We start from the raw sequence: 26,469 nt of genomic DNA on the forward strand, positions 1-26,469 counted from the left end.
TCCCTCCTTAGCGACGACCGCCACCAGCACCACGAGGTGCAGGGCCGTCCTGGAGTTCCTGTGCTTTACGGTCACGTGCCTGCGGATCGTGCTCCATGATCTCACCTTTGAAGATCCAGACCTTGATCCCGATGATCCCGTAGGGGGTCATCGCTTCGGCATGTGCGTAATCGATGTCGGCACGCAGGGTGTGCAGAGGCACGCGGCCTTCGCGGTACCATTCGGTCCGTGCGATTTCGGCGCCGCCCAGACGACCAGCGACGTTCACCCGGATACCCAGGGCGCCCATGCGCATGGCATTCTGAACCGACCGCTTCATCGCGCGGCGGAACGAAACGCGGCGCTCCAGCTGCTGAGCGATCGACTCGGCAACCAGCTGCGCGTCGAGTTCCGGCTTGCGCACTTCGACGATGTTCAGGTGCAGTTCGCTGTCGGTCATCTGCGCGATCTTCTTGCGCAGAACTTCGATGTCCGCGCCTTTCTTGCCGATGATGACACCGGGACGCGCGGTGTGGATCGTGACGCGGCACTTCTTGTGCGGACGTTCGATGATCACACGGGCGATGCCGGCTTGCTTGCACTCTTTCTTGATGAACTCACGGATCTTGAGGTCTTCCAGCAGAAGATCACCGTAGTCCTTGGTATCTGCGTACCAACGGCTGTCCCAGGTACGGTTGACCTGAAGGCGCATGCCGATCGGATTGACTTTATGTCCCATTAGGCTTGCTCCTCAACTTGACGCACCTTGATGGTGATCTCCGAGAACGGCTTCATGATCTTGCCGAAACGGCCACGGGCACGCGGACGGCCGCGCTTCATGACCAGGTTCTTACCAACCCATGCTTCGGCGACGATCAGCTCGTCCACGTCCAGGTTGTGGTTGTTTTCGGCGTTCGCGATTGCGGACTGCAGGCACTTTTTGACGTCCTGCGCGACACGCTTGTTCGAGAAAGTCAGGTCGGTCAGTGCCTTCTCGACTTTCTTGCCGCGGATCATTTGCGCAACCAGGTTCAGTTTCTGCGGGCTGGTGCGAAGCATACGGGTTTTTGCCATTGCTTCGTTTTCAGCCACGCGGCGGGGGTTCTTTTCCTTGCCCATGACTTACTTCCGCTTCGCTTTTTTGTCTGCGGCATGGCCATAATAGGTCCGGGTCGGCGAGTACTCACCGAACTTCTGACCGATCATGTCTTCCGAGACGTTTACCGGGATATGCTTCTGGCCGTTGTACACACCAAAGGTCAGACCCACGAACTGGGGCAGAATGGTGGAACGACGCGACCAGATCTTGATGACTTCGTTGCGGCCCGACTCGCGCGCAGCTTCGGCTTTTTTCAGCACGTAAGCGTCGACGAAAGGACCCTTCCAAACAGAGCGAGACATGTCTTAACGCCCTTTCTTCTTGGCGTGCCGCGAGCGGATGATCAGCTTCTGGGACGCTTTGTTCTTGTTGCGGGTACGCTTACCCTTGGTGTCCTTACCCCAAGGCGTAACCGGCGTACGTCCACCCGAGGTCCGGCCTTCACCACCACCGTGGGGGTGATCGATCGGGTTCATGGCAACACCACGGACCGACGGACGCACGCCCTTGTGGCGCATACGACCGGCTTTGCCGAGGTTCTGGTTGCTGTTGTCGGGGTTCGACACGGCACCGACGGTGGCCATGCATTCCTGGCGCACCATGCGCAGCTCGCCCGAGCTCAGACGGATCTGGGCATAGCCACCATCACGGCCGACGAACTGGGCGTAGGTGCCCGCTGCACGTGCGATCTGACCGCCCTTGCCGGGCTTCATCTCGATGTTGTGCACGATGGTACCGATCGGCATGCCCGAGAACGGCATCGCGTTGCCGGGCTTGATGTCGGCCTTGGCCGAAGCGATGACCTTGTCGCCAACCGCCAGACGCTGCGGCGCCAGGATATAGGCCTGCTCGCCGTCGTCATATTTGATCAGTGCGATGAATGCGGTCCGGTTCGGGTCGTATTCGATCCGCTCGACGGTTGCCGCCACATCCAGTTTGTTCCGTTTGAAGTCAACGATCCGGTAGAGACGCTTTGCGCCACCGCCACGGCGGCGTGAAGTGATCCGTCCGGTGTTGTTCCGGCCGCCCGATTTGGTCAAACCCTCAGTGAGAGACTTGACCGGACGTCCTTTCCAAAGCTCCGAACGGTCGATCAGCACCAGCCCGCGCTGGCCCGGCGTCGTCGGTTTGTACGACTTGAGTGCCATGCTTTCTGTCTTCCGTTTAGCAAGCGCGAGGATCAATCCCCGCTATGTGAGAGGCCCCCGTAGGTGCCCAGTTTATAGGGCCCCGAAGGTCCCCGGTTTCAAATATCAGAGGCCCCGGAACGAATCCGAGGCCGCAAGATTGGGAGCGTTTAGCAGGGTTGGGGGTGGGTGTCTATAGCGCTCTAGGTGCTTTCCACCAAATTTAAGAACCAACAGGCATCTCAAGACTTACTTCAGAATTAGCGGCCAACCTGACTGACGAGCTTTGAAGGCAAGCTAAAGGTGTCACAAAGATACCTATTGCAATCCAGAAATGAGTAGATAGCTTTCGGCACAACCAAGTTGAAAGGAACATTTGTGCCAAAATTCTCTGAGTATTTTAAAATTAATGCTCCACAATCTCAACTCGATTTTGTCGATATCAGTACAGACTTCGACACACCCGTTTACGTAGACCCCTACGCCATTGAAATTAGAAACGATGTATGGTCTGCGGAAGCTTCGAATCTCATTAGAGCGTTCTTTGTTGAAGTTTTGGATGCGCTTAGAGCAGGAGACGACCTCAGGGCACGGAACTTGATGTCTCATCTGCATGAGCCTTACGAAACCTACCTTGGAGTCTCCTCAGCCAAACCGCAAGGCAAAGGAGTAGGGCAAAAACAGTCACGCCAGCTAATCGCAGCGATCAAAAACAGCGCTGCCTTTCAATCGGGTCTACTATCCGATCTTTCAGAAATGGCCTTGTTCGTTGAGCATGTGGATCGTGACAAGATTTCTGACCTGACCACCAACGTCATTAGAGAGCGCTTGGTGCAATACACCCAAGAGCAGTGCGCACTATATAGCATTCCTACAAATAAGTATAATGGGCCTCCACTTTGGGATGCCAACCTCCGCAATTGGCGAAGCCAGTACGTAGACCTTCCATTCATAGAAGACGCACCAGTGCTCCTGATCCCAAAGTATATAGTTAGAAAACGGCTGTCGCTTGATAGCCAAGAGTTTTACAATAAACATATTACCGATTTTTTGGTCTCGGAGCACATTCAAGCCAACAGTAGTTTGGTAACACTTTTGAAGGGCAAGCCTAAGGTCTACAAAAAAGACGTACGGGAAAAGCATCCAAAGTCTAAGAAGCTCATAACTGACTTGGTTGCCCAAAATCCTGGTTTGCTGGACCTGTACAAACGCTTAGCAAGCAGCGAAGCCCGAATTATGGTCAACACAAGTGACACCGATCAGTCTGTTTCTCAATCCTGCATAGATCTGATAGCCGAGCTTGAAAAAATTCCAGCCGGAATGAAAGGTGCAGACGCTTACCACATCTGGGCCATGCACGCGTTAACTGTTTGTTTTTACCCAGACCTCATTCAACCTCACAAGGAATGGGAAATAAACCAAGGTCGAAAACGTATCGATATTGTATTCACCAACGCTGCAAACAACGGTTTTTTTGCTCATCGAAGGGATGCGAACAATACCGCTGCTACCATGGTTGTTGTCGAGTGCAAGAATTATACAAAAGACATTGCTAACCCAGAGGTCGACCAATTGTTGGGCCGCTTCGACAATAACAGAGGCCGTTTCGGAATTATCACTTGCCGCGGAGTGCAAGACAGAGACCGTCTTTTAGAGCGTCAGCGGGATTTAGCGAAGGGCGGCCAAGCTTACATCTTGGCTCTAACAGATGATGATTTCAGAAAGCTACTAGAAGCAAAGTCTAAGCTTGAAGAAGAGGCTCTAGGTGAAATTCTTCACCAGAAATTTCGAGAGATAATATCGTAAAAAAGCCCCCGCTTTCGCGGGGGCTCTCACCTCTCTCCAAGGACGGGTCCGATCAGAGACCGGTGGTCACGTCGATGGTGTTGCCCTCTTCCAGGGTCACATAGGCCTTTTTGACGTCTTTCCGCTTGCCCAGCTGGCCGCGGAACCGCTTGACCTTGCCTTTGGTCACGGTGGTGTTCACCGCCTTGACCTTCACACCAAACAGCGCCTCGACGGCCTCTTTGATCTGCGGCTTGTTGCTGTCGATCGCCACTTCAAAGACAACCGCGCCGTTCTCAGAGGCCATGGTCGTTTTCTCGGTGATGATCGGCTTGCGGATCACGTCGTAGTGTTCTGCCTTCGCGCTCATTTCAGTCGAGCCTCCAGTGCTTCGACACCCGCCTTGGTGAGCACCAGGGTGTCACGCTTGAGGATGTCATAGACGTTTGCGCCCATCGACGGCAGGATATCCAGACCTTCGATGTTGCGGGCTGCGCGGGCGAACCCTTCGTTCACGGTGGCGCCGTCGATGACCAGAGCGCGCTTCCAGCCCAGGTTTGCAACCTGCTTGGCCAGTGCGGCGGTCTTGCCTTCGGCTTCGGCGCTTTCGATCACGACCAGCTCACCGGCTTTGGCCTTGGCCGACAGTGCGTGGCGCAGGCCCAGCTTGCGGAACTTCTTCGGCAGGTCGTGGCCGTGCGAACGCGGGGTCGGACCCTTGTAGATGCCACCCTTGCGGAAGATCGGCGCGTTGCGGTCACCGTGACGTGCGCCACCGGTGCCCTTCTGGCGATAGATCTTCTTGGTCGAGTAGCTGGTTTCCGAGCGGGTCTTCACCTTGTGGGTGCCAGCCTGCGCGTTGTTGCGCTGCCAACGGACCACACGGTGCAGGATGTCCGCGCGCGGCTCCAGGCCGAACAGGTCTGCATCCAGCTCGATGTTGCCGGCTTTACCGCCGTCCAGTTTGATTACATCAAGTTTCATGCTTCACCACCTTCCGCGGGTGCTTCTTCCGCAGGTGCTTCGGTTGCAGCCGATTTCACAGCAGCCGGGAAAGGCAGGCCTTCCGGTGCTTTCTTCTTGACGGCGTCCTTGACGGTAACCCAGCCCGATTTCGGTCCGGGAACGGCGCCTTTGATGAAGACCAGACCACGGTCGGCGTCGGTTTTGACAACCTCCAGGTTCTGGGTGGTAACACGGGCAGCACCCATGTGACCGGCCATCTTCTTGCCTTTGAACACCTTGCCCGGATCCTGACACTGACCGGTCGAACCGTGCGAACGGTGGCTGATCGAAACACCGTGCGAGGCGCGCAGACCACCGAAGTTGTGGCGCTTCATTGCACCGGCAAAGCCTTTACCGATCGAGGTACCCGAAACGTCAACTTTCTGACCTTCCAGGAAGTGTTCTGCCGAGATCTCGGCGCCCACTTCGATCAGCGCGTCTTCCGACACGCGGAACTCGGCCAGCTTACGCTTGGGCTCAACCTTGGCAGCGGCATAGTGACCGCGCATGGCCTTCGAGGTTCGTTTTGCCTTGGCAGCACCGGCGCCCAGCTGAACGGCGGTGTAGCCGTCTTTGTCAGCGGTGCGCTGTGCAACGACCTGCAGGTTGTCCAGGTGAAGAACGGTCACAGGGATCTGCTTGCCGTCTTCCATGAACAGGCGGGTCATGCCGACTTTCTTTGCGATAATACCAGAGCGCATCATCAATACCCTCCGATCTTACGACTGCAGCTTGATCTCGACGTCCACACCAGCGGCCAGGTCGAGCTTCATCAGCGCGTCCACGGTCTGGGGGGTCGGATCAACGATGTCGAGCAGACGCTTGTGCGTGCGGATCTCGAACTGGTCGCGGGATTTCTTGTCAACGTGAGGGCCACGGAGAACCGTGAACTTCTCGATCTTGTTCGGCAGCGGGATCGGGCCGCGCACGTTCGCGCCGGTCCGCTTTGCAGTGTTGACGATCTCTTGCGTGCTGGCATCCAGGACGCGATAGTCAAATGCCTTCAGCCGAATACGGATGTTTTGGCTTTGCATATTAACAGCCTTTTTTCAGGCGTTGGAGTTGAGAGGAGGACGGGCGCTCATCGCCAACCCTCATCGAACCCAAAAGGCGGGAATCACCCCGCCTTCACGTTCTCACCGAGAACTCGCGCGGTTTAGTGGGGTTGGCGCTGTTTGGCAAGGGGGAAATGCCACCAAGCCCCAAATGCGGATTGTCCAACAAGTGATAGGCCGCCGCGCTGAATCTTGAAGACCCTACCCGGCTTCAGGATCCATTTGGGATTTCCCCAATTCCGCCAGCTCTGTCCAGACCGCACCCGGGATAGACCAGTCGGCCCATTCGAATGTCTGGTCCACGTGCTGCGGCCATGTCGCGCCGCAAATTGTCGAAGCGATATCTGCGTTTTTGACCGAGAATTGCAACGCAAGCGCCCCCAACGGGACATCGTAGCGGGAACAGATACTCTCGACAGCACGAACCGGGCCCAGAACCGCTTCGGTCGCCGGCTGATAGACGTAGAAATGATGAGCGGAACTTCCCTTGGCCAATATTCCTCCGGAATAGGGCGCCGCATTCAGAACGGTCACCCCCTTGGAACGCGCGAGTTCAATCAGCGGAGCGGCATTCACATTGACGACTGTATGCCTGTTGTGCGTCAGAAGGACGTCGAACTCACGATCGCGTAGCATAGGCATCAGGACGTCAATTCGACCACCGGCAAGCCCCACAGCTTTGGCCAGGCCTTCTTCCTTCATCCGAAACAGCTCATCAAGCGCGCCGCCCGTGCCGGTCACTTTGGAAAGATCTGCGGCGTATTCGGGGTCATGAAGGTGAAGAATATCCACCTGGTCGACGCCAAGGGCTTCAAGGCTTGCTTCAAGCGACCTTCGCGCTTGTGTCGCATCAAACCTGTTGCTCTCCATATCCCGGTCCAGTTTCGTGGACAGAACCCGACCCTCGGGCCACCCGCCCAATTCGCGAATGACTTGCCCGATACGTTCTTCGCTTCGGCCCAACGCATACCCGCGCGCTGTATCAATGAAGCCGTCCGGACGCTGTAGAATTGCCCTGATGGTATCCAGTGCACGGCTTTCGTCTACTTCGTATCCATATATCTGTGGAATGCTTCCCAGCCCTGTTGAACCGAACCCTATTTGCGGCAACCTGACCCCAGTCCGGCCGATTTCAACATGCTTGGTCATCCCACCATCCTCCCCTACTGGACAATTCTGACTGCAATTGTGTCGAGGGGCGCCGCTCAACGCAAGCTTGGCGTATTCGCGTGCAATACCAAGATCGGCGCAACCAATGTTTTGGGAACTTAACAAAAAAGGCCGCCCCGGTTTGGGACGGCCTTCTTTGGTTTCTCGCCAAGTAGCTTTCAGCTGGCTTCGCTTTGGAAAACCGCCTGCCGCAACCGGGCGCGACAAGCGCGCCTTACTCGATGATTTTGGACACGACGCCTGCGCCGACGGTGCGGCCGCCTTCGCGGATGGCGAAGCGCAGACCGTTTTCCATGGCGATCGGGGCGATCAGCTCAACGCCGAACGACACGTTGTCGCCGGGCATGACCATCTCGGTGCCTTCGGCCAGGGTCACGGTGCCGGTCACGTCAGTCGTACGGAAGTAGAACTGCGGACGGTAGTTCGCGAAGAACGGAGTGTGACGGCCGCCTTCTTCCTTGGTCAGGATGTAGGCTTCGGCTTCGAACTTGGTGTGCGGAGTCACCGAGCCCGGCTTACACAGAACCTGGCCACGCTCGACGCCGTCACGGTCAACACCACGCAGCAGGGCGCCGATGTTGTCGCCGGCTTCACCGCGGTCCAGCAGCTTGCGGAACATCTCGACACCGGTGCAGGTGGTCTTCTGCGTGTCGCGGATGCCGACGATTTCGATCTCGTCGCCAACGTTGATCACACCACGCTCGACACGACCGGTCACAACGGTACCGCGGCCCGAAATCGAGAACACGTCTTCAATCGGCATCAGGAACGGCTGGTCAACAGCGCGCTCGGGCGTGTCGATGTACTCATCAACGGCCGCCATCAGTTCGCGGATCTTGTTCTCGCCGATTTCCGGGTTGTTGCCTTCCATCGCGGCCAGAGCCGAACCTGCGATGATCGGAATGTCGTCGCCGGGGTAGTCGTAGCTGGACAGCAGTTCGCGAACTTCCATCTCAACCAGTTCCAGCAGCTCTTCGTCGTCAACCTGGTCAACCTTGTTCAGGAACACGACCATCTTCGGGATGCCAACCTGGCGGCCCAGCAGGATGTGCTCGCGGGTCTGCGGCATCGGGCCGTCAGCGGCGTTCACAACCAGGATCGCGCCGTCCATCTGCGCCGCACCGGTGATCATGTTCTTCACATAGTCAGCGTGACCGGGGCAGTCGACGTGCGCATAGTGGCGGTTGTCGGTCTCGTATTCCACGTGGGCGGTCGAGATGGTGATGCCGCGCGCTTTCTCTTCCGGCGCACCGTCAATCTGGTCATACGCCTTGAAGTCGCCGAAATACTTGGTGATTGCTGCGGTCAGCGTCGTCTTGCCGTGGTCAACGTGGCCAATCGTGCCAATGTTGACGTGCGGTTTTGTACGCTCAAACTTTTCCTTTGCCATGATGGCCTCCTTTTTCGGAAATGAAGGGAGCCCGGGCAGCAGGCTCCCTCTATTTTTCGGTTATGCGTATTTTGCCTGGATCTCTTCCGCGATGTTCTGCGGAACCGGATCATAGTGGTCGAACTGCATTGTGAACTGGGCGCGGCCCGACGACATCGAACGCAGAGTGTTGATGTAGCCGAACATGTTGGCCAGCGGCACGAATGCGTCGATTGCAATCGCGTTGCCGCGCGGCTCTTGTCCAGACACCTGGCCCCGACGCGAAGTCAGGTCGCCGATGATACCGCCGGTATATTCTTCCGGGGTGATCACTTCGACCTTCATGATCGGCTCCAGCAGTTTCGCGCCGGCCTTTTTCAGACCTTCGCGCATGCACATCCGCGCCGCGATTTCGAACGCCAGAACGCTCGAGTCGACGTCGTGGAATTTACCGTCCAGCAGGGCGACCTTGAAGTCGATCACGGGGAAGCCGGCCAGCGGGCCGCTGTCCATGACGGACTGGATGCCTTTTTCGACACCCGGGATGTATTCCTTCGGAACGGCACCACCAACGATGCGGCTTTCGAACGAATAACCTTCGCCCGGTTCGGTCGGAGTGATCTCGAGTTTGACCTCAGCAAACTGACCCGAACCACCCGACTGTTTCTTGTGGGTGTAGGTATGTTCGATCGGCATCGAGATGGTCTCACGATAGGCCACCTGCGGCGCACCGATGTTGGCTTCGACCTTGAACTCGCGCTTCAGTCGGTCGACCAGGATGTCCAGGTGAAGTTCGCCCATGCCCTTCATGATGGTCTGACCCGATTCCAGGTCGGTTTCCACGCGGAAGGACGGGTCTTCGGCGGCCAGACGGGCCAGACCCTGAGACATCTTTTCCTGGTCGCCCTTGGTTTTGGGCTCGACCGCGATCTCGATCACCGGATCGGGGAAGGTCATGGTTTCCAGAACCACGGGATCCTTCGGATCGCACAGGGTGTCACCGGTGGTGGTGTCTTTCAGACCCGCCAGAGCGATGATGTCGCCTGCGAACGCTTCTTCGATCTCTTCCCGGTTGTTCGAGTGCATCATCATCATACGACCGATGCGCTCTTTCTTGCCTTTGGTCGAGTTCAGGATCGAGTCACCCTTGTTCAGAACGCCCGAGTAGATCCGGGTGAAGGTCAGCGAGCCAACGAAGGGGTCGTTCATGATTTTGAACGCCAGGCCCGAGAAGGCCATGTCATCGTCAGCGCGACGCGCGATGTTACGGACTTCTTCCTCGTCACCGGGTTTGAAGCCCATGTAGTCGACAACGTCCAGCGGGCTGGGCAGATAGTCGATCACGGCGTTGAGCAGCGGCTGAACACCTTTGTTCTTAAACGCCGAACCACCCAGAACCGGCACGAAGTGCAGCGCCAGGGTGCCCTTGCGCAGCAGTTTGCGCAGGGTCGGGATGTCGGGCTCGTTGCCTTCCAGGTATTCCATCATCGCGTCGTCGTCTTCTTCGACGGCCGCTTCGATCATCTTGCCGCGCCATTCTTCAGCCATGTCCTTCAGGCTGTCGCGGATCGGAGCCTTGACCCAGCTTGCGCCCAGGTCTTCGCCCTGCCACAGCCATTCTTCCATGGTGACCAGGTCGATCAGGCCTTCCAGCTCGTTCTCGGCACCGATCGGGATACCGACAGGAACGGCGCGCGCGCCGGTGCGGTCTTCGATCATGCGAACGCAGTTGAAGAAGTCGGCGCCGATCTTGTCCATCTTGTTGACGAAGACCATGCGCGGAACCTTGTAGCGGTCAGCCTGACGCCACACGGTTTCGGTCTGGGGTTCAACACCGGCGTTTGCGTCCAGAACGCAGACGGCACCGTCGAGAACCGCCAGCGAACGCTCGACTTCGATGGTGAAGTCAACGTGGCCGGGGGTGTCGATGATGTTCAGGCGGTGCTTGGGGGTATCGGCGGTCTGACCGTCCTCGGTGCGCTCCCAGAAAGTGGTGGTCGCAGCCGAAGTGATGGTGATGCCGCGTTCCTGCTCCTGCTCCATCCAGTCCATGGTGGCTGCACCATCGTGCACCTCACCGATGTTGTGGGATTTGCCGGTGTAATACAGGATACGCTCCGAGCAGGTGGTCTTGCCTGCATCGATGTGCGCCATGATACCGAAGTTACGGTATAGTTCGAGCGGATATTCGCGTGCCATTTGGATAAGCCTCTGGGATTACCAACGATAGTGGCTGAAGGCTTTGTTCGCCTCGGCCATCTTGTGGGTGTCTTCGCGCTTCTTAACGGCAGTACCGCGGGACTGTACGGCGTCCAGCAGTTCGCCGGCGAGGCGTTCTTCCATGGTGTTTTCGTTGCGGCCGCGCGCGGCGGTGATCAGCCAGCGGATGGCCAGAGCTTCGCGGCGCTCAGGGCGCACTTCGACCGGAACCTGGTAGGTTGCACCACCAACCCGGCGCGAGCGAACCTCGACCGACGGCTTGATGTTGTCGAGTGCTTCGTGGAACACCTCGACAGGAGCGCGCTTGATCTTGCTCTCAACGCGATCGAAGGCGTTGTAGACGATACGCTCTGCGACCGACTTCTTGCCGTCGATCATCAGGTTGTTCATGAATTTGGTCAGGACCTTGTCGCCAAATTTGGCGTCAGGCAGGACTTCGCGTTTTTCGGCGGCGTGACGACGTGACATATCAGCCTCTCCTTCTTACTTGGGACGCTTCGCGCCGTATTTCGAACGACGTTGCTTACGGTCTTTGACGCCCTGGGTATCCAGAACACCACGCAGGATGTGGTAGCGGACACCCGGAAGGTCTTTCACACGGCCGCCACGGATCAGAACAACCGAGTGCTCTTGCAGGTTGTGGCTTTCACCCGGGATGTACGAAATGACTTCGTAACCGTTGGTCAGGCGCACCTTGGCAACCTTACGCATAGCCGAGTTCGGCTTCTTCGGCGTGGTGGTGTACACGCGGGTGCAGACGCCGCGCTTCTGCGGGCACTGCTCCAGGTGCATGGACTTCGAGCGTTTTACTTTGGGCTGCCGCGGTTTGCGGATCAGCTGTTGAATAGTTGGCATTCCGGTTTCTTCCCCGTTTTGCAACACACATGACATGCACGCGCGTTGCGTGCGGCTAACTTCGCTGCGCCAATGCGTCCACAAGCGCAAAACCCGCGAGCGTTCCCATTCCGAGGTGAACGTCGCGGTTGGTTATCAGAGGGCGCGAACTGCAAAATTGTCCGGGCCTTGACCAGTTCAATACTGAAATCGGTTTTGGGGCGGCCCCCGGTACCGAGATGACGGGCGTATAGGGGGAGTCGGCCCGACTGTCAACAGCCCCGGCAGATGCCTGCCCGCCTTGCAGCCGTGCGTCGCGGCGGAAGCGACATCGGTTGCGGTGTCACATCCCTCGGGGCATAGTCCGCACTGGTGTATTCCTACCGGAAGTGAAGATGCAAGTCATTGGTCTGTGCCGTTTCTCCTACCCGGCCATCGGCGGGTTCCAGACCATGCACGAGTCGGTGGAAGCGCGCCGGCGCTATCTGTATGACCCCCGGCGTCTGGACGAGCGGTTCCGCCTGTTCGAGGCCTGCGCCCTGCCCGCCCTGCGCGCCCAAACCGACCCGCGGTTTCAGTTTGTGATCGTGACGGGGACCTGCCTGCCTCGGGTCGCCCGTGATCGCCTGAACGACCTGACTTCGGGCATGAAACAAGTGCAAATCGTCTCGCAGGAACCCGGCCGGCATCGCTCTGTGATGAAGGACGTCCTGAACCGGGCACGCTTGAACCCTGACCTGCCATGCTTGCAATTCCGTCATGATGACGACGATGCGGTTGCGGTGGATTTCGTCGAATTGCTCCGCCGCGCGGTTCAGGACGCCGAAGGGCTGGTACGGCGCAACAAGATGGTTGCCATCGATTTCAATCACGGCTTTCTTGCCCGGTTCGACGCCAGCGGAATCCAGGCCACGCCGGTTCACCGGTCCCTGCTGGGTGTTGGTTTTGGGATGTATGTGCGCGGCGGGTGTGAGCTGACGATCATGAACTTTGCCCACCAAAAGATCGGCAACTTCATGCCAGTCATCAGCCAGAACGAACCGCCGATGTGGGTGCGCACTCTCAACGGGTTCAACGATTCACCCAACACCCGCACAAGCAAGGCCAAGCTGGAACCGTTGACCCCCGCTCTGGCAAAGCAGTTCGAAACCCGGTTTGCAATTGATCCGGCGGTGGTCCGACGCGTCTATTCGGACGCCTGAAGTGCCCGCTCGCGAAAGAGGGTGAACAGGCCCGCGGTGACCACCAGTGCGGCACCCAGCATGGTGATCCGGTCAGGCCAATCTCCGAATACCGCCCATCCCAGACCCAAGGCCCAGATCAGGCTCGAGTATCGGAACGGCGCGACAAAGCTGACCTCGCCAACGCGCATCACCATGACGCTGAAGAGATACCCCAGCAGGACGAAAACTGCTGCCGAGGCAATCAACATCCCCGACCCGGCCGTCATCGGCACCCAACCCTGGAAGACCGAGGCAATTGCCGCACCGGTGGTAATCGTCAATGAGGTTGCCAAAGTGACGACCATCGACGGCACCTCGGGCGACATTCGGCGGGTGATCAAATCCCGAGCCGTCACGCAGATGACGGCAATCAAGGCATACATGGCATAGATGCTGAATCCGTCCGGACCCGGTCGCACGATCAGCAACATGCCCGCAAACCCCAATGCAATGGCCATGATCCGCCGCCACCCGATCTGTTCCGAAAAGAACAGGGCCGCACCCAGGGTTACGGTCAGCGGCAGGGCCTGCAGAACCGCGGTCACATTGGCCAGCGGCATGTGCATCAAAGCCGTGAGGAAGAAGAACGTCGCCGACAATTCCGCCACGCAACGAAAAGCCACCAACCAGCGGTCGTGCCGCCCGAACCGCAGATGCAATGCCCCCAGATGCCGCGCCAACGCAAAAACCAGGATGGTCGCCAACAACCCACGCAAAGCCACCAGTTGGAACAGTGGCACCTCCTGACCAGCCGCTTTGACCAGCGTGTCGTTCACAGTGAATGCGGCCATGCTGCCCATCATCAGCAGGGCGCCTTTGACGTTCGGTGTCATTGCCGTGGCCCGGTTTCAATCTGGTCCCGGCATTGGCATCTCACCTGAGCAGATTGTCAACTTGTGATACGGCCAATTCGATTTTGTTTGGTCCGATCGCAGTTGTACCTGATCACTGCCATGGGGTGGGTTTCTGCGTTGCCGCCTACAGGTAGTTCAGCTTCTGCGTGACCCAGAACAGTATCTCTGCAAGTGGCGAAATCGGCCCGGCCTTGTCGGTCATCACAAGCGCGGTGCCCGACGCGCCGAATTGAAGTGTTTCCAGAGGTACATCGCCAGGAAGTTCGATGAGGACCGGAAAGCTGGTGATCCCGACAAGTTCGCGCATCGAGGGCAAACCGGAGCGGAGATCCAGTGCGCCCTCAGACAGGGCCGGCGGAAACCCTGAAATAGTTCCCGTGATCTCGGATCCCGGCTGGGTTCGCAGCGCCACACGGATTTCATCGCCAAGGCCGACATTGGATCGGCTGGATTGGGGCAGCGAGGCCACCAACGCGTGGTTCGTCGGATCTATGAAGGTCAATGCGCCCTGGAAGGTTGTCGCGCGATTGCCCGGGCGCAGCGTGACCGCACTGACGATCCCGTCGCCCGGCGCGTAGACTTCCGTCTGCTTGAGGTTCCATTCGGCCTGCGCAAGCGCCTGTTCGGCCTCCACGACCGCCACATCCTCACCGTCGATCTGAGCCGCGATCCGGCGCTCCAGCCCCGCTTTTCGCGCTTCTGCTGCACGAATGCTTGCGGTGAGCTGTTCGATCGTCGCAACCGCTTCCTGCAGTTTGAAGGTGGTGGATGCGCCACGCTCTTCCAGTTGAACGATGTCATCCCGCCGCTGCTGCCCAAAAACGAGTTGCGCGGTCAATGAAGCGATATCGGCTTCGGCAGCCGCCAGATCCGTGGTCAATTGGTCCGCTGCAGACCGGGCGGCTTCCAGAGATGCCTCCAGCCGCGCTACCTCGAGCACGTAGAACTCGGGATCGATTCTGAACAAGAGATCGCCTTCGTTCACCTTCTGGTTCGGCTCAACGGCAACTTCGACGACCGTTCCGGAGACATTGGGCACAATGCTTGTCTGAACGCCCAGAACCGACACTGGCCCCGTAGGCGCCGTGTGGTTGAGTGCGCCGATGACAACCAACGCGACGACGCCGGCCCCACCGTACGAAACGGTCTTCCAGAAGCCATTCCAGGGCAGCAGGCTGAACTTGGAAAAGACCAGCCAAATCACGCCAAAATACAATCCGAGGACTATGAGCATCCGAGCAAGACCCGTGTTGAGTTTCAAACAGTGATGGCGGGAGTAAGTCCATTACCACATTCTGATTTTTGAGTATGCAGCAGTTCCGTTTGAAATCACAGTGTTTGGATCGAACCCTGGCCGCTTCCGGCACCGGCCGAAACAAAAAAAGGCCCCGCGGAACCGCAGGGCCTTTCTGAGTTTCTCGTCGCCGATATTATTCGCGGCTTTCCGGAGTTTCCACCAGCGAGTCCAGCTCGTCGCCGACCATGTCATCATCCATCATCGGAGCGGCCAGCGCGGCTGCGGCCTCGGCCTCTTCGCGACGTGCCTCGATGACGACATTGTCACGCTGCTGCGCGATCTGGCGAACACGCTGTGTCGCACCACCGGTACCGGCCGGGATCAGACGGCCGACGATGACGTTCTCTTTCAGGCCAACCAGCTTGTCCTTCTTGCCTTGAACCGAAGCTTCGGTCAGCACACGGGTGGTTTCCTGGAACGACGCCGCCGAGATGAACGAACGCGTTTGCAGCGATGCCTTGGTGATCCCCAGAAGGATCGGCTCGCCCTGGGCCGGACGACCACCGCGTGCGATGGTCTTCTCGTTGGCCGCGTCGAACTCCTGTTTGTCGACATGCTCGCCCTTCAGCAGGGTGGTGTCGCCCGAGTCCAAGATCTCCCACTTCTGCAGCATCTGGCGCACGATGACTTCGATGTGCTTGTCGTTGATCTTCACGCCCTGCAGACGATAGACGTCCTGCACCTCGTCGATCATGTAATCCGCCAGCGCTTCGACACCCATGATGGACAGGATGTCGTGCGGAGCCGGGTTACCGTCCATGATGTAGTCACCCTTCTGCACGAAGTCGCCTTCCTGCACCGGGATGTGCTTGCCCTTGGGCACCATGTACTCGATCGTCTCCAGCGACTCGTCGACCGGCTCGATGCTGATGCGGCGCTTGTTCTTGTAATCGCGGCCAAAGCGCACGTAACCATCGGCTTCCGCGATGATTGCGTGATCTTTCGGACGACGCGCTTCGAACAGTTCGGCCACACGCGGCAGACCACCGGTGATGTCCTTGGTCTTGGCGCCTTCACGCGGAATACGCGCAACAACGTCACCGGCCTCGATCTTCTGACCGTCTTCGACCGACAGGATCGCGTCCACAGACATCGGATAGTGAACCGGGTTGCCCGCATCGTTGCGGACCGGCTCGCCATTGTCATCCACAAGAATGATCTCGGGCTTCAGATCGCTGCCTTTGGGGGCGGCGCGCCAGTCGATCACGATCTTCTGGGTCATGCCGGTTGCATCGTCGGTCTCGTCGCGGACAGCAATGCCCGAAACCAGGTCGACGTATTTTGCGGTACCGGCTTTCTCGGCGATGATCGGCAGGGTGTAGGGGTCCCACTCGAACAGCTTGTCGCCGCGCTTGACCTTGGTGCCTTCTTTGACAAACAGCTTCGAGCCGTAGCCCAGCTTGAAGCTGGCGCGCTCTTCGCCGTGTTCGTCGTTGATCACCAGCTTCATGTTCCGGCCCATGACCAGGCTTTCGCCGGCGGCATTGACCAGGATCTGCGGGTTCTCAAAGGCAACGACACCGTCCTGGTTCGCTTCCTGGAACGACTGCTGACCACCTTGCGCAACACCACCGATGTGGAAGGTCCGCATCGTCAGCTGCGTACCCGGTTCACCGATCGACTGCGCGGCGATGATGCCGACAGCCTCACCGGTGTTCACCATGGTTCCGCGTGCAAGGTCACGACCGTAGCAGGTTGCACAGACGCCTTCCTCGGACTCACAGGTCAGAGGCGAGCGGATGCGCATCGAGGCAACACCGGCCTCGTCGATCGTATCGGCCATGCGTTCGTCGATCAGCTGTCCGGCGGCGACGATGACCTCGTCGGTTCCCGGACGCAGAACGTCATCTGCGGCCACACGGCCCAGAACGCGTTCCGCCAGCGACGCGACGACTTCACCGTCATTGACCGCGGCCTCAGCCGTGATCGCACGGTCGGTTCCGCAATCAACCTCGCGCACGATGCAATCCTGCGCCACGTCAACAAGACGACGGGTCAGGTAGCCCGAGTTCGCCGTCTTCAGAGCGGTATCCGACAGACCCTTACGGGCACCGTGGGTCGAGTTGAAGTATTCAAGAACGGTCAGACCTTCCTTGAAGTTCGAGATGATCGGCGTCTCGATGATGTCGCCGTTCGGCTTGGCCATCAGGCCGCGCATGCCGCCCAGCTGCTTCATCTGGGTTACCGAGCCACGCGCACCGGAGTGCGCCATCATGTAGACCGAGTTCGGCTCTTTGTCGGCGCCGCCCTCATCCTTGGCCACGGCCGAGATGGTGCGCATCATGGCTTCGGTTACGCGGTCGTTACACTTCGACCAGGCATCGACAACCTTGTTGTACTTTTCGCCCTGAGTGATCAGGCCGTCCATGTACTGCTGTTCGAAGTCTTTCACCTGTTCGCGGGTTTCGTCCACGATGCCCCACTTGTCCTCGGGGATCACCATGTCGTCCTTGCCGAACGAGATACCGGCCTTGAACGCTTCCTTGAAGCCCATCGACATGATCTGGTCGCAGAAGATCACCGACTCTTTCTGTCCGCAGTAGCGGTAGACGGTGTCGATCACCTGCTGCACTTCTTTCTTCCGCAACAGGCGGTTGACCAGTTCAAACGGTGCCTTGTTGTTCTTGGGCAGCAGAGCCCCCAAGCGAACACGGCCCGGCGTGGTTTCAAAACGCTTCTGAACCTCGTTGCCTTCTTCGTCGATCTGAGTGATCCGCGCGGTGATTTTCGAGTGCAGGTGCACCTCGCCCGCGTCCAGCGCGTGCTGGACTTCGTCGATCGAACCAAAGACCTTGCCTTCGCCTGGCATGCCTTCGCGTTCCAGGGTCACGTAGTAGAGACCCAGGATCATGTCCTGCGACGGAACGATGATCGGCGCGCCGTTTGCAGGCGACAGAACGTTGTTCGTCGACATCATCAGAACACGCGCTTCCAGCTGCGCCTCAAGGCTCAGCGGAACGTGAACGGCCATCTGGTCACCGTCGAAGTCGGCGTTGAAGGCCGAACAGACCAGCGGGTGCAGCTGGATTGCTTTACCTTCGATCAGGACCGGCTCGAACGCCTGAATGCCAAGACGGTGCAGCGTCGGCGCACGGTTCAGCATGACAGGGTGTTCGCGGATCACTTCGTCGAGGATATCCCACACTTCGGGACGCTCTTTCTCGACCAGTTTCTTCGCCTGCTTGACGGTCGAAGACAGACCCTTGGCTTCAAGGCGCGAGTAAATGAACGGCTTGAACAGTTCCAGCGCCATTTTCTTGGGCAGACCACACTGGTGCAGCTTGAGTTCCGGACCGGTCACGATGACCGAACGGCCCGAGAAGTCGACGCGCTTACCCAGAAGGTTTTGACGGAAGCGGCCCTGCTTGCCTTTCAGCATGTCCGACAGCGATTTCAGCGGACGCTTGTTGGCGCCGGTGATCACGCGGCCGCGACGGCCGTTGTCGAACAGAGCGTCCACGGATTCCTGCAACATCCGCTTTTCGTTGCGGACGATGATGTCAGGCGCGCGCAGTTCGATCAGACGCTTCAGACGGTTGTTCCGGTTGATGACACGACGATACAGATCGTTCAGATCCGAAGTCGCAAAACGGCCACCATCCAGCGGAACCAGCGGACGCAGTTCCGGCGGAATGACCGGGATCACGGTCATCACCATCCATTCGGGCCGGTTGCCCGATTCCAGGAAGGATTCGACTACCTTCAGACGCTTGATGATCTTCTTGGGCTTCAGCTCGCCGGTTGCTTCGGCCAGATCAGCGCGCAGTTGCTCGGCTTCGGCTTCCAGATCGATCTGGGCCAGCATCTCACGGATGGCTTCGGCACCGATATTCGCGGTGAACGCGTCCATGCCATAGGCATCCTGCGCGTCCATGTACTCTTCCTCGGTCAGCATCTGGCCGTAGGTCAGGTCCGTCAGACCGGGCTCGATGACGACATAGTTTTCAAAGTACAGAACGCGTTCCAGATCGCGCAGCGTCATGTCCAGCATCAGACCGATGCGGGACGGCAGCGATTTCAGGAACCAGATGTGAGCGACGGGCGCGGCCAGTTCGATGTGGCCCATACGCTCGCGGCGAACCTTCTGCAGAGTGACTTCCACACCGCATTTCTCGCAGACAACGCCGCGATACTTCATCCGCTTATATTTGCCGCACAGACATTCGTAATCTTTGATCGGGCCAAAGATACGCGCGCAGAACAGACCGTCACGTTCAGGCTTGAACGTCCGGTAGTTGATGGTTTCGGGTTTCTTGATCTCGCCATAGGACCAAGACAGGATCCGCTCGGGCGACGCCAGCGAGACCTTGATCTCGTCGAAAACCTTCGGGGGCGTCAGCGGGTTGAACGGGTTGTTGGTGATTTCCTGGTTCATTTGTTACCTCAAATCTTGCGGAAGGGGGGACGGGAGAAAGGGCAGCGCCCTTACTCCTCAACCTCCGCATCCAGGAGTTCCATATTCAGGCCGAGGCCACGGACTTCTTTAACCAGAACGTTGAACGATTCCGGTACGCCCGCCTCGAAGTTATCCTCGCCCTTGACGATCGACTCATAGACCTTGGTCCGGCCGGCGACGTCATCCGATTTCACGGTGAGCATCTCCTGCAGGGTGTAGGCGGCGCCGTAAGCTTCCAGAGCCCAGACCTCCATCTCACCAAAGCGCTGACCACCGAACTGCGCCTTACCACCCAGCGGCTGCTGGGTCACCAGGCTGTACGGCCCGGTCGAACGCGCGTGGATCTTGTCGTCCACCAGGTGGTGCAGTTTCAGCAGGTACTTGATGCCCACGGTCACCGGACGCGCGAACTGCTCGCCGGTGCGACCGTCGAACAGGATCGACTGACCGCTTTCCGAGAAACCGGCGCGGATCAGCGCGTCGTTGACGTCGGCCTCTTTGGCGCCGTCAAAGACCGGGGTTGCGATCGGAACACCGCGGGTCACGTTGCTGGCCGCTTCGATCAGCTGATCCTCGTCCATGCCGCTGATGCCCTCTTCGTAGACATCCTCGCCATAGGCGTGTTTCATCGCGTCACGGACCGGTGTCAGGTCGCCCGAGCGGCGGTATTCCTGCAGCGCCTCGTCGATCTTCAGACCCAGACCGCGCGCGGCCCAACCCATGTGGGTTTCAAGGATCTGACCGACGTTCATACGCGACGGCACGCCCAGAGGGTTCAGACAGAAGTCGACCGGAGTACCATCGGCAAGGAACGGCATGTCCTCCATCGGCACGACCTTCGAGATCACACCCTTGTTCCCGTGACGGCCGGCCATCTTGTCGCCCGGCTGCAGCTTGCGCTTCACGGCGATGAAGACCTTGACCATCTTCATCACGCCCGGCGGCAGGTCGTCGCCACGGCGGACCTTCTCGACCTTGTCTTCGAAACGGGCATCCAGGGCGCGTTTCTGCACCTCGTACTGCTCGTTCAGAGCCTCGACGATCTGGGCGTCCTTCTCGTCTTCCAGCGCCAGCTGCCACCACTGACCGCGGGTCAGCGACTCGAGCAGCTCTTCGGTGATCTCCGAGCCCGCCTTGACGCCTTTCGGCCCCTTGACGGCGGTTTTGCCCAGGATCATCGACTTGAGACGCGCATAGATGTTGCGGTCGAGGATCGCCAGTTCGTCGTCCCGGTCACGGGCCAGACGTTCGACTTCCTCACGCTCGATCTGCAGCGCACGCTCGTCTTTCTCGACGCCGTGACGGTTGAAGACGCGGACTTCGACGACCGTACCGTAATCGCCCGGTTTCACGCGCAGCGAGGTATCGCGCACGTCAGATGCCTTTTCACCAAAGATGGCGCGCAGCAGCTTTTCTTCCGGGGTCATCGGGCTTTCGCCCTTCGGAGTGATCTTGCCTACCAGAATATCGCCCGGCTCAACATCCGCACCGATGTAAACGATGCCCGCCTCGTCGAGGTTGCGCAGCGCTTCTTCACCGACGTTCGGGATGTCGCGGGTGATCTCTTCCGGACCCAGCTTGGTGTCACGGGCGGCGACTTCGAATTCCTCGATATGGACCGAGGTAAAGACGTCGTCACGTGCGATACGTTCCGAGATCAGGATCGAGTCTTCGTAGTTGTAACCGTTCCACGGCATGAACGCGACGACCACGTTCTTGCCCAAGGCCAGTTCACCCATATCAGTCGACGGGCCATCAGCGATGACCTCGCCCTTCTGGACGGTGTCACCCACCTTGATCAGCGGACGCTGGTTGATGCAGGTGTTCTGGTTCGAACGCTGGAACTTGCGCAGACGATAGATGTCAACGCCAGCGTCGCCCAGTTCCAGATCTTCGGTGGCCCGGATAACGATACGCTGGGCATCAACCTGGTCGATGATGCCGGCACGTTTCGCCTGGATCGCAGCACCCGAGTCGATCGCAACCTTTTCCTCAATCCCGGTACCGACCAGCGGCGCCTCGGCCCGCAGCAGCGGAACCGCCTGACGTTGCATGTTCGAGCCCATCAGAGCGCGGTTGGCGTCGTCATTTTCAAGGAACGGGATCAGCGATGCAGCAACCGAAACCAGCTGTTTCGGCGACACGTCGATCAGGTCCACATTTTCGCGCGGGGCAAGCGTGTAGTCACCGGCCTGACGGGTCGAGACCAGATCGTTGATGAACTTGCCATCCGTATCCAGCGTCGCGTTGGCCTGGGCCACGGTGTGACGCATCTCCTCGGTCGCGGACATGTAGTGGACCTCGTCGGTCACCTGCCCGCCTTTCACAACGCGATAGGGGGTTTCGATGAAACCGTACTTGTTCACGCGGGCAAAGGTGGCCAGCGAGTTGATCAGACCGATGTTCGGACCTTCAGGCGTTTCAATCGGGCACATCCGGCCATAGTGGGTTGGGTGCACGTCGCGCACCTCAAAACCCGCACGCTCGCGCGTCAGACCACCCGGGCCAAGCGCCGACAGGCGGCGTTTGTGGGTGACTTCCGACAGCGGGTTGGTCTGGTCCATGAACTGCGACAGCTGCGAGCTGCCGAAGAATTCACGCACGGCGGCCGCCGCCGGTTTCGCGTTGATCAGGTCCTGCGGCATGACGGTGTCGATCTCGACCGACGACATGCGCTCTTTGATGGCGCGTTCCATGCGCAGCAGGCCGACGCGGTACTGGTTTTCCATCAGTTCACCGACCGAGCGCACACGACGGTTGCCTAGGTGGTCGATGTCGTCCACGTCGCCTTTGCCGTCACGAAGCTCGACCAGTGCCTTGATGCAGGCCACGATGTCTTCGCGGCGCAGAGTCCGCAGGGTGTCCGGAGCATCCAGGTTCAGGCGCATGTTCATCTTCACGCGGCCAACGGCCGACAGATCATAGCGCTCGCTGTCGAAGAACAGGGTGTCGAACAGAGCCGACGCGGCCTCGACGGTGGGCGGCTCGCCCGGACGCATGACGCGGTAGATGTCCATCAGCGCGCTTTCGCGGCCCATGTTCTTGTCCTGCGCCATGGTGTTGCGGATGTACGGACCGACGTTGATGTTGTCGATGTCCAGAACCGGAATATCGGTGATGCCGGCATCGATCAGCTCCTTCACGGTGCCGCCGATCAGCTCGCCATCCTTGTCATACTCCAGCGTCAGCTCATCACCGGCTTCGACATAAATCGCACCGGTTTCTTCATTGATGATGTCCTTGGCGACGAACTTGCCGACGATGTGGTCGAACGGCACCAGTAGGTCGGTGACCTTGCCCTCGTCGATCAGCTGCTTGACCGCGCGCGGGGTGACCTTCTTGCCGGCTTCGGCAATCACTTCACCGCTTTTTGCGTCGATCAGGTCATAGGTGGGACGGGTGCCGCGCACACGTTCGGGGAAGAACGGGGTGACCCAGCCCTTCTTCTTGTTCAGCTTGTAGGACACGGTGTCGTAATACGCGTCCATGATCGCTTCCTGGTCCAGGCCCAGGGCATAGAGCAGCGTGGTCACCGGCAGTTTGCGGCGACGGTCGATGCGTGCGTAGACGATGTCCTTGGCGTCGAACTCGAAGTCCAGCCAGCTGCCGCGGTACGGGATAATGCGGCAGGCAAACAGCAGCTTGCCCGAGGAGTGAGTCTTGCCCTTGTCGTGGTCGAAGAACACACCGGGCGACCGGTGCATCTGGGACACGATCACGCGCTCGGTGCCGTTCACGATGAAGGTGCCGTTCGGCGTCATCAGGGGCATGTCGCCCATGAACACGTCCTGTTCCTTGATGTCCTTGACCGATTTGGCCCCGGTGTCTTCGTCGACATCAAACACGATCAGGCGCAGGGTGACCTTCAGCGGCGCGCTGTAGGTCATGTCACGCTGCATGCACTCTTCAACGTCGTATTTCGGCTTTTCCAGCTCGTATTTCACGAATTCCAGCACGGAAGTTTCGTTGAAATCCTTGATCGGAAAGACCGATTGGAACACGCCATTGATACCTTCGCCGTCGGTCGGCTGGTCGGCATCACCAGAGCGCAGGAATAGATCATAGGAGGATTTCTGGACCTCGATGAGGTTCGGCATTTCCAGGACTTCGCGGATTTTGCCGTAGTATTTCCGAAGACGTTTCTGGCCAAGGAACGATTGAGCCATGTCAGATGTCACCTTTCGATGTTCTCAGCGGGCAAAAACACCGTCGGGCCCCGGCGCCTTGCACATACGAGACGACACGTCCGGATCAATTCGTGGCCACCGTCCCGAATGGTAGCCTCCCGATCCGCGAACCGCGTCTTAGAAAACGCCCCAGCACATGAGGCCCTTTCTAAGACAGGTTCGGCTGGACCCGGATTTCTCCGGGCCCAGCCAAATTCCACGGCGCATCCGCGATGCACCGAAAGACAGGCTTAGGCCAGCTCGACCTCGGCGCCAGCTGCTTCCAGCTTGCCCTTGATCTCTTCGGCTTCTGCCTTGTCCACGCCTTCTTTGATCTTGCCGCCGGCTTCGACCAGTTCCTTGGCTTCTTTCAGGCCCAGACCGGTGATGCCGCGAACTTCTTTGATGACGTTGATTTTCGAAGCGCCGGCGTTCTTCAGAACGACGTCGAATTCGGTTTTCTCTTCCTCAGCTGCACCGCCGGCATCGCCAGCTGCGCCTGCGACCATGACGGCGCCGCCAGCTGCGGGCTCGATGCCGTACTCGTCCTTGAGGATGGTTTTCAGTTCTTGTGCTTCCAGCAGGGTCAGACCAACGATCTCTTCTGCCAGTTTCTTCAGATCAGCCATTGTATCAGCTCTTTCCGTTTACAGTGTGTGTTCCAACGTCAGGGCATGTGCCCCACGCAGATCATTCAGTGCCAACCGCTTACGCAGCTTCCGCCTTCTCTTCGATGGTGGAAAGGATGCTTGCGATGTTGCTTGCAGGTGCGCCAATTGCACCGGCGATGTTCGAAGCAGGCGCGCCGATGCAGCCCACGATCGAAGCAATAAGCTCTTCACGCGACGGCATTTTCGACACGGCTGTGACACCAGCCCGGTCCAGAGCGTTCTCGCCCATTGCACCGCCAAGGATCTCGAACTTCTGGTTCTCCTTAGCGAAGTCCTCGGCCACCTTGGCTGCTGCCACGGGGTCCTCGGAATAGGTCAGAACAGTCATACCCGTCAGCAGGTCAGCAATGCTCGCACATGGCTTACCGTCGAGGGCGATTTTGGCGAGCCTGTTCTTGGCAACACGCACGGAGCCGCCCGCGTCACGAGCACGTGCGCGAAGGTCCTGCATCTCGGCAACTGTCAGACCGGCGTAGTGAGCAACCACTACGACGCCAGAGCTTTCGAAGATTTGGCCGAGTTCCTCGACCACTTTCTCTTTCTGGGCTCTATCCACAGTTCTCTCCAAGTTAGGGGCGATATTTCACCCCGGCTCATATTTGCCGAGGGCTGCGCCCCGGCGTTCAGGTCCGTTGTTACGGGATTGGCCAAAATGCGCCCGAGGGTCAGGACCCTCGAAATTCTTTGGTCTTACCCGTCTCAGGCAGGGAATTAAGGGGCCGGAAGGACCCACCCACCGTCTTGGACGAAACGAAATAAAGCGCACGACGAATCGCACGCTTTATTCCGCAGCCCTCTTTAGGGCAGATGGCCGGGGTTTCCAAGGGGTAAATTGCCCGAACCCCAAGCCGGTAGACAATGACCGCAAACCCGAACAGGATCAACGGATGATCAAGTTGAAATCCATTTCCAAGCCGCAATTCCTGTTTCGTCAGATTTCTCGCCAATTATGGGTTCGTACCAGCCTGATTGCCGCTCTCGCCGTGGTCAGCGCGGGGATTGGCACCTACCTCGGCGGCTTCGTCCCCGACTTTCTCGCACAACGGCTGAGCACCGAGGCCGTGGCGAAGATCCTCGGCATTCTGGCGTCATCCATGCTGGCGGTCACGACCTTTTCGCTGTCGATCATGGTCGCGGCACAACGATGGGCCTCGAACCAGTCCTCCCCGCGCGCCCAGCAGGTGATCGAAGAAGACAGCGTCTCGCAAAACGTGCTGGCCACGTTTCTCGGCGCATTCATCTTCGCGCTCGTATCGCTGATCCTTGTCGAAACCGGGGTCTACACCCAGCAGTCCATCGCCGTTGCGCTTGCGTTCACCTTGGTGGTGATCTTTTTGGTGACACTGGCGCTCTTGCTCTGGATCGACCAATTGCCCAGCTATGGCAGCATCTCCGAAACGGCACGCAAGATAGAAAAAAACGCCAGGGACACCATGACCCGAGCCATGGAGCTGCCGTGCCTCGGCGCCGTTCCATATCAAGCCGCCGCGGATGTTCCGCAAACCGGTCACGACGTGCGGGCTAGTTCGACAGGGAACGTGCGCCACGTGGATGTCGGCATGCTGACTTCCTGCGCCGAAGAGAACGACTGCGAAATCTGGATCATGGCGCTACCGGGGCAATTCGTGACCGAAGGCCAACCCCTGGCCAGAGCGACCCGAAAAATGGATGGTGAAACCATCCGGGAAGCCTTCGTGATCGGGACCGAGCGCAGCTTCAATCAAGACCCCCGCTTTGGCATTCAAACCCTGTCGGAAATCGCACAGCGCGCGCTCTCGCCGGGTATCAACGACCCAGTGACGGCAATTCAGATGGTCGAGAGGTTGCTCCGGGTTCTCCTGCCACTTGGCTCGCGGCCCACCCAGCCCGCCGACCCGCAGTTCCCGAAAATCCATGCCCCGGAGATCGCGATCGACACATTCCTTCGTGACGCTTATGCGGCCATTTCCCGGGATGCCGGCGACAAGGTCGAAGTCCACGAGGCCATTCTCAGCGCGCTGACCCGACTGACGCAGACTCAAGACGGAGCAATGACAACCGCGGCCCGGGCGGCTGCGAACCAGGCATTGACCGTTGCCGAGCGCGACCTCAGGCTGGAGGCCGACAAGGCACGCGTGCGCGAAATACCCAATCAGGTCACAGTCGAACCTGCTATCTGAGAGCAAAAGAAAACCCCGGGCAGCATGACCGCCCGGGGTTCGAATTTCCGAAAGAACGTG

At 58.8% G+C, this 26,469-nt stretch carries 22 protein-coding genes; 3 read left to right on the top strand and 19 right to left on the bottom strand.

The features are described from left to right. Positions 1 to 7: 7 nt before the first annotated feature. Genes rpsC through rplB form a run of 4 tightly spaced genes read right to left on the bottom strand, consistent with a single transcriptional unit; the run spans position 8 to position 2,226 of the window. Positions 8 to 718 carry a 30S ribosomal protein S3 gene (rpsC, locus tag ACR3EK_RS13010; RefSeq protein ID WP_093965346.1) on the bottom strand — a complete coding sequence of 237 codons (711 nt, stop codon included), beginning with the start codon at positions 716 to 718 and terminating at the stop codon, positions 8 to 10. After that, positions 718 to 1,098 carry a 50S ribosomal protein L22 gene (rplV, locus tag ACR3EK_RS13015; RefSeq protein ID WP_039538267.1) on the bottom strand — a complete coding sequence of 127 codons (381 nt, stop codon included), beginning with the start codon at positions 1,096 to 1,098 and terminating at the stop codon, positions 718 to 720. Before rplV ends, rpsC begins: the two co-directional genes overlap by 1 nt. Before the next feature lie 3 nt (positions 1,099 to 1,101). After that, on the bottom strand, positions 1,102 to 1,380 hold the full coding sequence (rpsS, locus tag ACR3EK_RS13020; RefSeq protein WP_005980699.1) for a 30S ribosomal protein S19: 279 nt from the start codon (positions 1,378 to 1,380) through the stop codon (positions 1,102 to 1,104). Positions 1,381 to 1,383: 3 nt separating this feature from the next. Beyond that, the gene (gene rplB, locus ACR3EK_RS13025) at positions 1,384 to 2,226 is read right to left on the bottom strand and encodes a 50S ribosomal protein L2 (protein ID WP_093965344.1); all 843 of its coding nucleotides are present in this window, start codon (positions 2,224 to 2,226) and stop codon (positions 1,384 to 1,386) included. A gap of 342 nt (positions 2,227 to 2,568) precedes the next feature. Here rplB and ACR3EK_RS13030 point away from each other — a divergent pair, with 342 nt between their 5' ends. Beyond that, positions 2,569 to 4,011 carry a hypothetical protein gene (locus ACR3EK_RS13030; RefSeq protein WP_170370226.1) on the top strand — a complete coding sequence of 481 codons (1,443 nt, stop codon included), beginning with the start codon at positions 2,569 to 2,571 and terminating at the stop codon, positions 4,009 to 4,011. Between the two features lie 52 nt (positions 4,012 to 4,063). On the opposite strand, the gene ACR3EK_RS13035 is transcribed toward ACR3EK_RS13030, so the two are convergent. From ACR3EK_RS13035 to rpsL, 9 genes are all read right to left on the bottom strand, one after another. After that, complete coding sequence (locus ACR3EK_RS13035) at positions 4,064 to 4,360, bottom strand: 50S ribosomal protein L23 (protein ID WP_093965341.1); 297 nt, start codon at positions 4,358 to 4,360, stop codon at positions 4,064 to 4,066. Next, a complete protein-coding gene (rplD, locus tag ACR3EK_RS13040) occupies positions 4,357 to 4,974 on the bottom strand; it encodes a 50S ribosomal protein L4 (protein ID WP_170370228.1) in 618 nt (205 codons plus the stop codon). The genes ACR3EK_RS13035 and rplD overlap by 4 nt, the downstream gene beginning before the upstream one ends. Next, on the bottom strand, positions 4,971 to 5,696 hold the full coding sequence (gene rplC / locus ACR3EK_RS13045; protein ID WP_170342973.1) for a 50S ribosomal protein L3: 726 nt from the start codon (positions 5,694 to 5,696) through the stop codon (positions 4,971 to 4,973). Before rplC ends, rplD begins: the two co-directional genes overlap by 4 nt. Positions 5,697 to 5,714: 18 nt before the next feature. Beyond that, complete coding sequence (gene rpsJ, locus ACR3EK_RS13050; RefSeq protein WP_008756422.1) at positions 5,715 to 6,029, bottom strand: 30S ribosomal protein S10; 315 nt, start codon at positions 6,027 to 6,029, stop codon at positions 5,715 to 5,717. A gap of 222 nt (positions 6,030 to 6,251) precedes the next feature. Continuing rightward, a complete protein-coding gene (locus ACR3EK_RS13055; protein ID WP_480633584.1) occupies positions 6,252 to 7,199 on the bottom strand; it encodes an aldo/keto reductase in 948 nt (315 codons plus the stop codon). Positions 7,200 to 7,434: 235 nt separating this feature from the next. Beyond that, positions 7,435 to 8,610: an elongation factor Tu gene (tuf, locus tag ACR3EK_RS13060; RefSeq protein WP_170343064.1), complete on the bottom strand. Its 1,176-nt coding sequence runs from the start codon at positions 8,608 to 8,610 to the stop codon at positions 7,435 to 7,437. A 60-nt stretch (positions 8,611 to 8,670) separates the two neighbouring features. Beyond that, positions 8,671 to 10,788, bottom strand: coding sequence for an elongation factor G (gene fusA / locus ACR3EK_RS13065; RefSeq protein WP_170360942.1), 2,118 nt, complete (start codon positions 10,786 to 10,788; stop codon positions 8,671 to 8,673). Between the two features lie 18 nt (positions 10,789 to 10,806). Beyond that, positions 10,807 to 11,277: a 30S ribosomal protein S7 gene (gene rpsG / locus ACR3EK_RS13070; RefSeq protein WP_093964348.1), complete on the bottom strand. Its 471-nt coding sequence runs from the start codon at positions 11,275 to 11,277 to the stop codon at positions 10,807 to 10,809. Positions 11,278 to 11,292: 15 nt separating this feature from the next. Beyond that, positions 11,293 to 11,664 (bottom strand): 30S ribosomal protein S12, encoded by a 372-nt coding sequence (rpsL, locus tag ACR3EK_RS13075; RefSeq protein ID WP_005980675.1) that lies wholly within the window; start codon positions 11,662 to 11,664, stop codon positions 11,293 to 11,295. A gap of 374 nt (positions 11,665 to 12,038) precedes the next feature. On the opposite strand from rpsL, the gene ACR3EK_RS13080 reads away from it, so the two are divergent. Next, the gene (locus ACR3EK_RS13080; protein ID WP_170444451.1) at positions 12,039 to 12,845 is read left to right on the top strand and encodes a putative rhamnosyl transferase; all 807 of its coding nucleotides are present in this window, start codon (positions 12,039 to 12,041) and stop codon (positions 12,843 to 12,845) included. Here the strand turns inward: ACR3EK_RS13080 and ACR3EK_RS13085 are convergent. The 6 genes from ACR3EK_RS13085 to rplJ all read right to left on the bottom strand — a co-directional run bounded on the left by ACR3EK_RS13085 (position 12,830) and on the right by rplJ (position 24,806). Then, positions 12,830 to 13,699 carry a DMT family transporter gene (locus ACR3EK_RS13085; RefSeq protein ID WP_170342451.1) on the bottom strand — a complete coding sequence of 290 codons (870 nt, stop codon included), beginning with the start codon at positions 13,697 to 13,699 and terminating at the stop codon, positions 12,830 to 12,832. The genes ACR3EK_RS13080 and ACR3EK_RS13085 overlap by 16 nt on opposite strands. Positions 13,700 to 13,844: 145 nt before the next feature. Beyond that, positions 13,845 to 14,954 carry an HlyD family secretion protein gene (locus ACR3EK_RS13090; RefSeq protein WP_480633585.1) on the bottom strand — a complete coding sequence of 370 codons (1,110 nt, stop codon included), beginning with the start codon at positions 14,952 to 14,954 and terminating at the stop codon, positions 13,845 to 13,847. Between the two features lie 196 nt (positions 14,955 to 15,150). After that, positions 15,151 to 19,392, bottom strand: a complete 4,242-nt coding sequence (gene rpoC / locus ACR3EK_RS13095; RefSeq protein ID WP_170360935.1) for a DNA-directed RNA polymerase subunit beta' — start codon at positions 19,390 to 19,392, stop codon at positions 15,151 to 15,153. Between the two features lie 50 nt (positions 19,393 to 19,442). Further along, the gene (gene rpoB, locus ACR3EK_RS13100) at positions 19,443 to 23,579 is read right to left on the bottom strand and encodes a DNA-directed RNA polymerase subunit beta (RefSeq protein WP_170341436.1); all 4,137 of its coding nucleotides are present in this window, start codon (positions 23,577 to 23,579) and stop codon (positions 19,443 to 19,445) included. A 251-nt stretch (positions 23,580 to 23,830) separates the two neighbouring features. Continuing rightward, positions 23,831 to 24,208: a 50S ribosomal protein L7/L12 gene (rplL, locus tag ACR3EK_RS13105; RefSeq protein WP_093964343.1), complete on the bottom strand. Its 378-nt coding sequence runs from the start codon at positions 24,206 to 24,208 to the stop codon at positions 23,831 to 23,833. 79 nt (positions 24,209 to 24,287) lie between these two features. After that, positions 24,288 to 24,806, bottom strand: coding sequence for a 50S ribosomal protein L10 (gene rplJ, locus ACR3EK_RS13110; protein WP_093964423.1), 519 nt, complete (start codon positions 24,804 to 24,806; stop codon positions 24,288 to 24,290). A 331-nt stretch (positions 24,807 to 25,137) separates the two neighbouring features. Here rplJ and ACR3EK_RS13115 point away from each other — a divergent pair, with 331 nt between their 5' ends. Further along, a complete protein-coding gene (locus tag ACR3EK_RS13115) occupies positions 25,138 to 26,409 on the top strand; it encodes a DUF2254 domain-containing protein (RefSeq protein ID WP_170439381.1) in 1,272 nt (423 codons plus the stop codon). The last annotated feature ends 60 nt before the right edge of the window (positions 26,410 to 26,469 follow it).

The sequence above is a fragment of the Ruegeria sp. BC8 genome (genome assembly GCF_056535705.1).

Coding starts and splice junctions, on each gene's coding strand:
- ACR3EK_RS13055 (WP_480633584.1), bottom strand. CDS start 7,199: ATGACCAAGCATGTTGAAATCGGCCGGACTGGGGTCAGGTTGCCGCAA.
- ACR3EK_RS13035 (WP_093965341.1), bottom strand. CDS start 4,360: ATGAGCGCGAAGGCAGAACACTACGACGTGATCCGCAAGCCGATCATC.
- rpsL (WP_005980675.1), bottom strand. CDS start 11,664: ATGCCAACTATTCAACAGCTGATCCGCAAACCGCGGCAGCCCAAAGTA.
- rpsC (WP_093965346.1), bottom strand. CDS start 718: ATGGGACATAAAGTCAATCCGATCGGCATGCGCCTTCAGGTCAACCGT.
- rpoC (WP_170360935.1), bottom strand. CDS start 19,392: ATGAACCAGGAAATCACCAACAACCCGTTCAACCCGCTGACGCCCCCG.
- rpsS (WP_005980699.1), bottom strand. CDS start 1,380: ATGTCTCGCTCTGTTTGGAAGGGTCCTTTCGTCGACGCTTACGTGCTG.
- rplV (WP_039538267.1), bottom strand. CDS start 1,098: ATGGGCAAGGAAAAGAACCCCCGCCGCGTGGCTGAAAACGAAGCAATG.
- rplL (WP_093964343.1), bottom strand. CDS start 24,208: ATGGCTGATCTGAAGAAACTGGCAGAAGAGATCGTTGGTCTGACCCTG.
- ACR3EK_RS13080 (WP_170444451.1), top strand. CDS start 12,039: ATGCAAGTCATTGGTCTGTGCCGTTTCTCCTACCCGGCCATCGGCGGG.
- ACR3EK_RS13115 (WP_170439381.1), top strand. CDS start 25,138: ATGATCAAGTTGAAATCCATTTCCAAGCCGCAATTCCTGTTTCGTCAG.
- rpoB (WP_170341436.1), bottom strand. CDS start 23,579: ATGGCTCAATCGTTCCTTGGCCAGAAACGTCTTCGGAAATACTACGGC.
- rplB (WP_093965344.1), bottom strand. CDS start 2,226: ATGGCACTCAAGTCGTACAAACCGACGACGCCGGGCCAGCGCGGGCTG.
- ACR3EK_RS13090 (WP_480633585.1), bottom strand. CDS start 14,954: ATGCTCATAGTCCTCGGATTGTATTTTGGCGTGATTTGGCTGGTCTTT.
- rplD (WP_170370228.1), bottom strand. CDS start 4,974: ATGAAACTTGATGTAATCAAACTGGACGGCGGTAAAGCCGGCAACATC.
- rpsG (WP_093964348.1), bottom strand. CDS start 11,277: ATGTCACGTCGTCACGCCGCCGAAAAACGCGAAGTCCTGCCTGACGCC.
- fusA (WP_170360942.1), bottom strand. CDS start 10,788: ATGGCACGCGAATATCCGCTCGAACTATACCGTAACTTCGGTATCATG.
- tuf (WP_170343064.1), bottom strand. CDS start 8,610: ATGGCAAAGGAAAAGTTTGAGCGTACAAAACCGCACGTCAACATTGGC.
- ACR3EK_RS13085 (WP_170342451.1), bottom strand. CDS start 13,699: ATGACACCGAACGTCAAAGGCGCCCTGCTGATGATGGGCAGCATGGCC.
- rpsJ (WP_008756422.1), bottom strand. CDS start 6,029: ATGCAAAGCCAAAACATCCGTATTCGGCTGAAGGCATTTGACTATCGC.
- rplC (WP_170342973.1), bottom strand. CDS start 5,696: ATGCGCTCTGGTATTATCGCAAAGAAAGTCGGCATGACCCGCCTGTTC.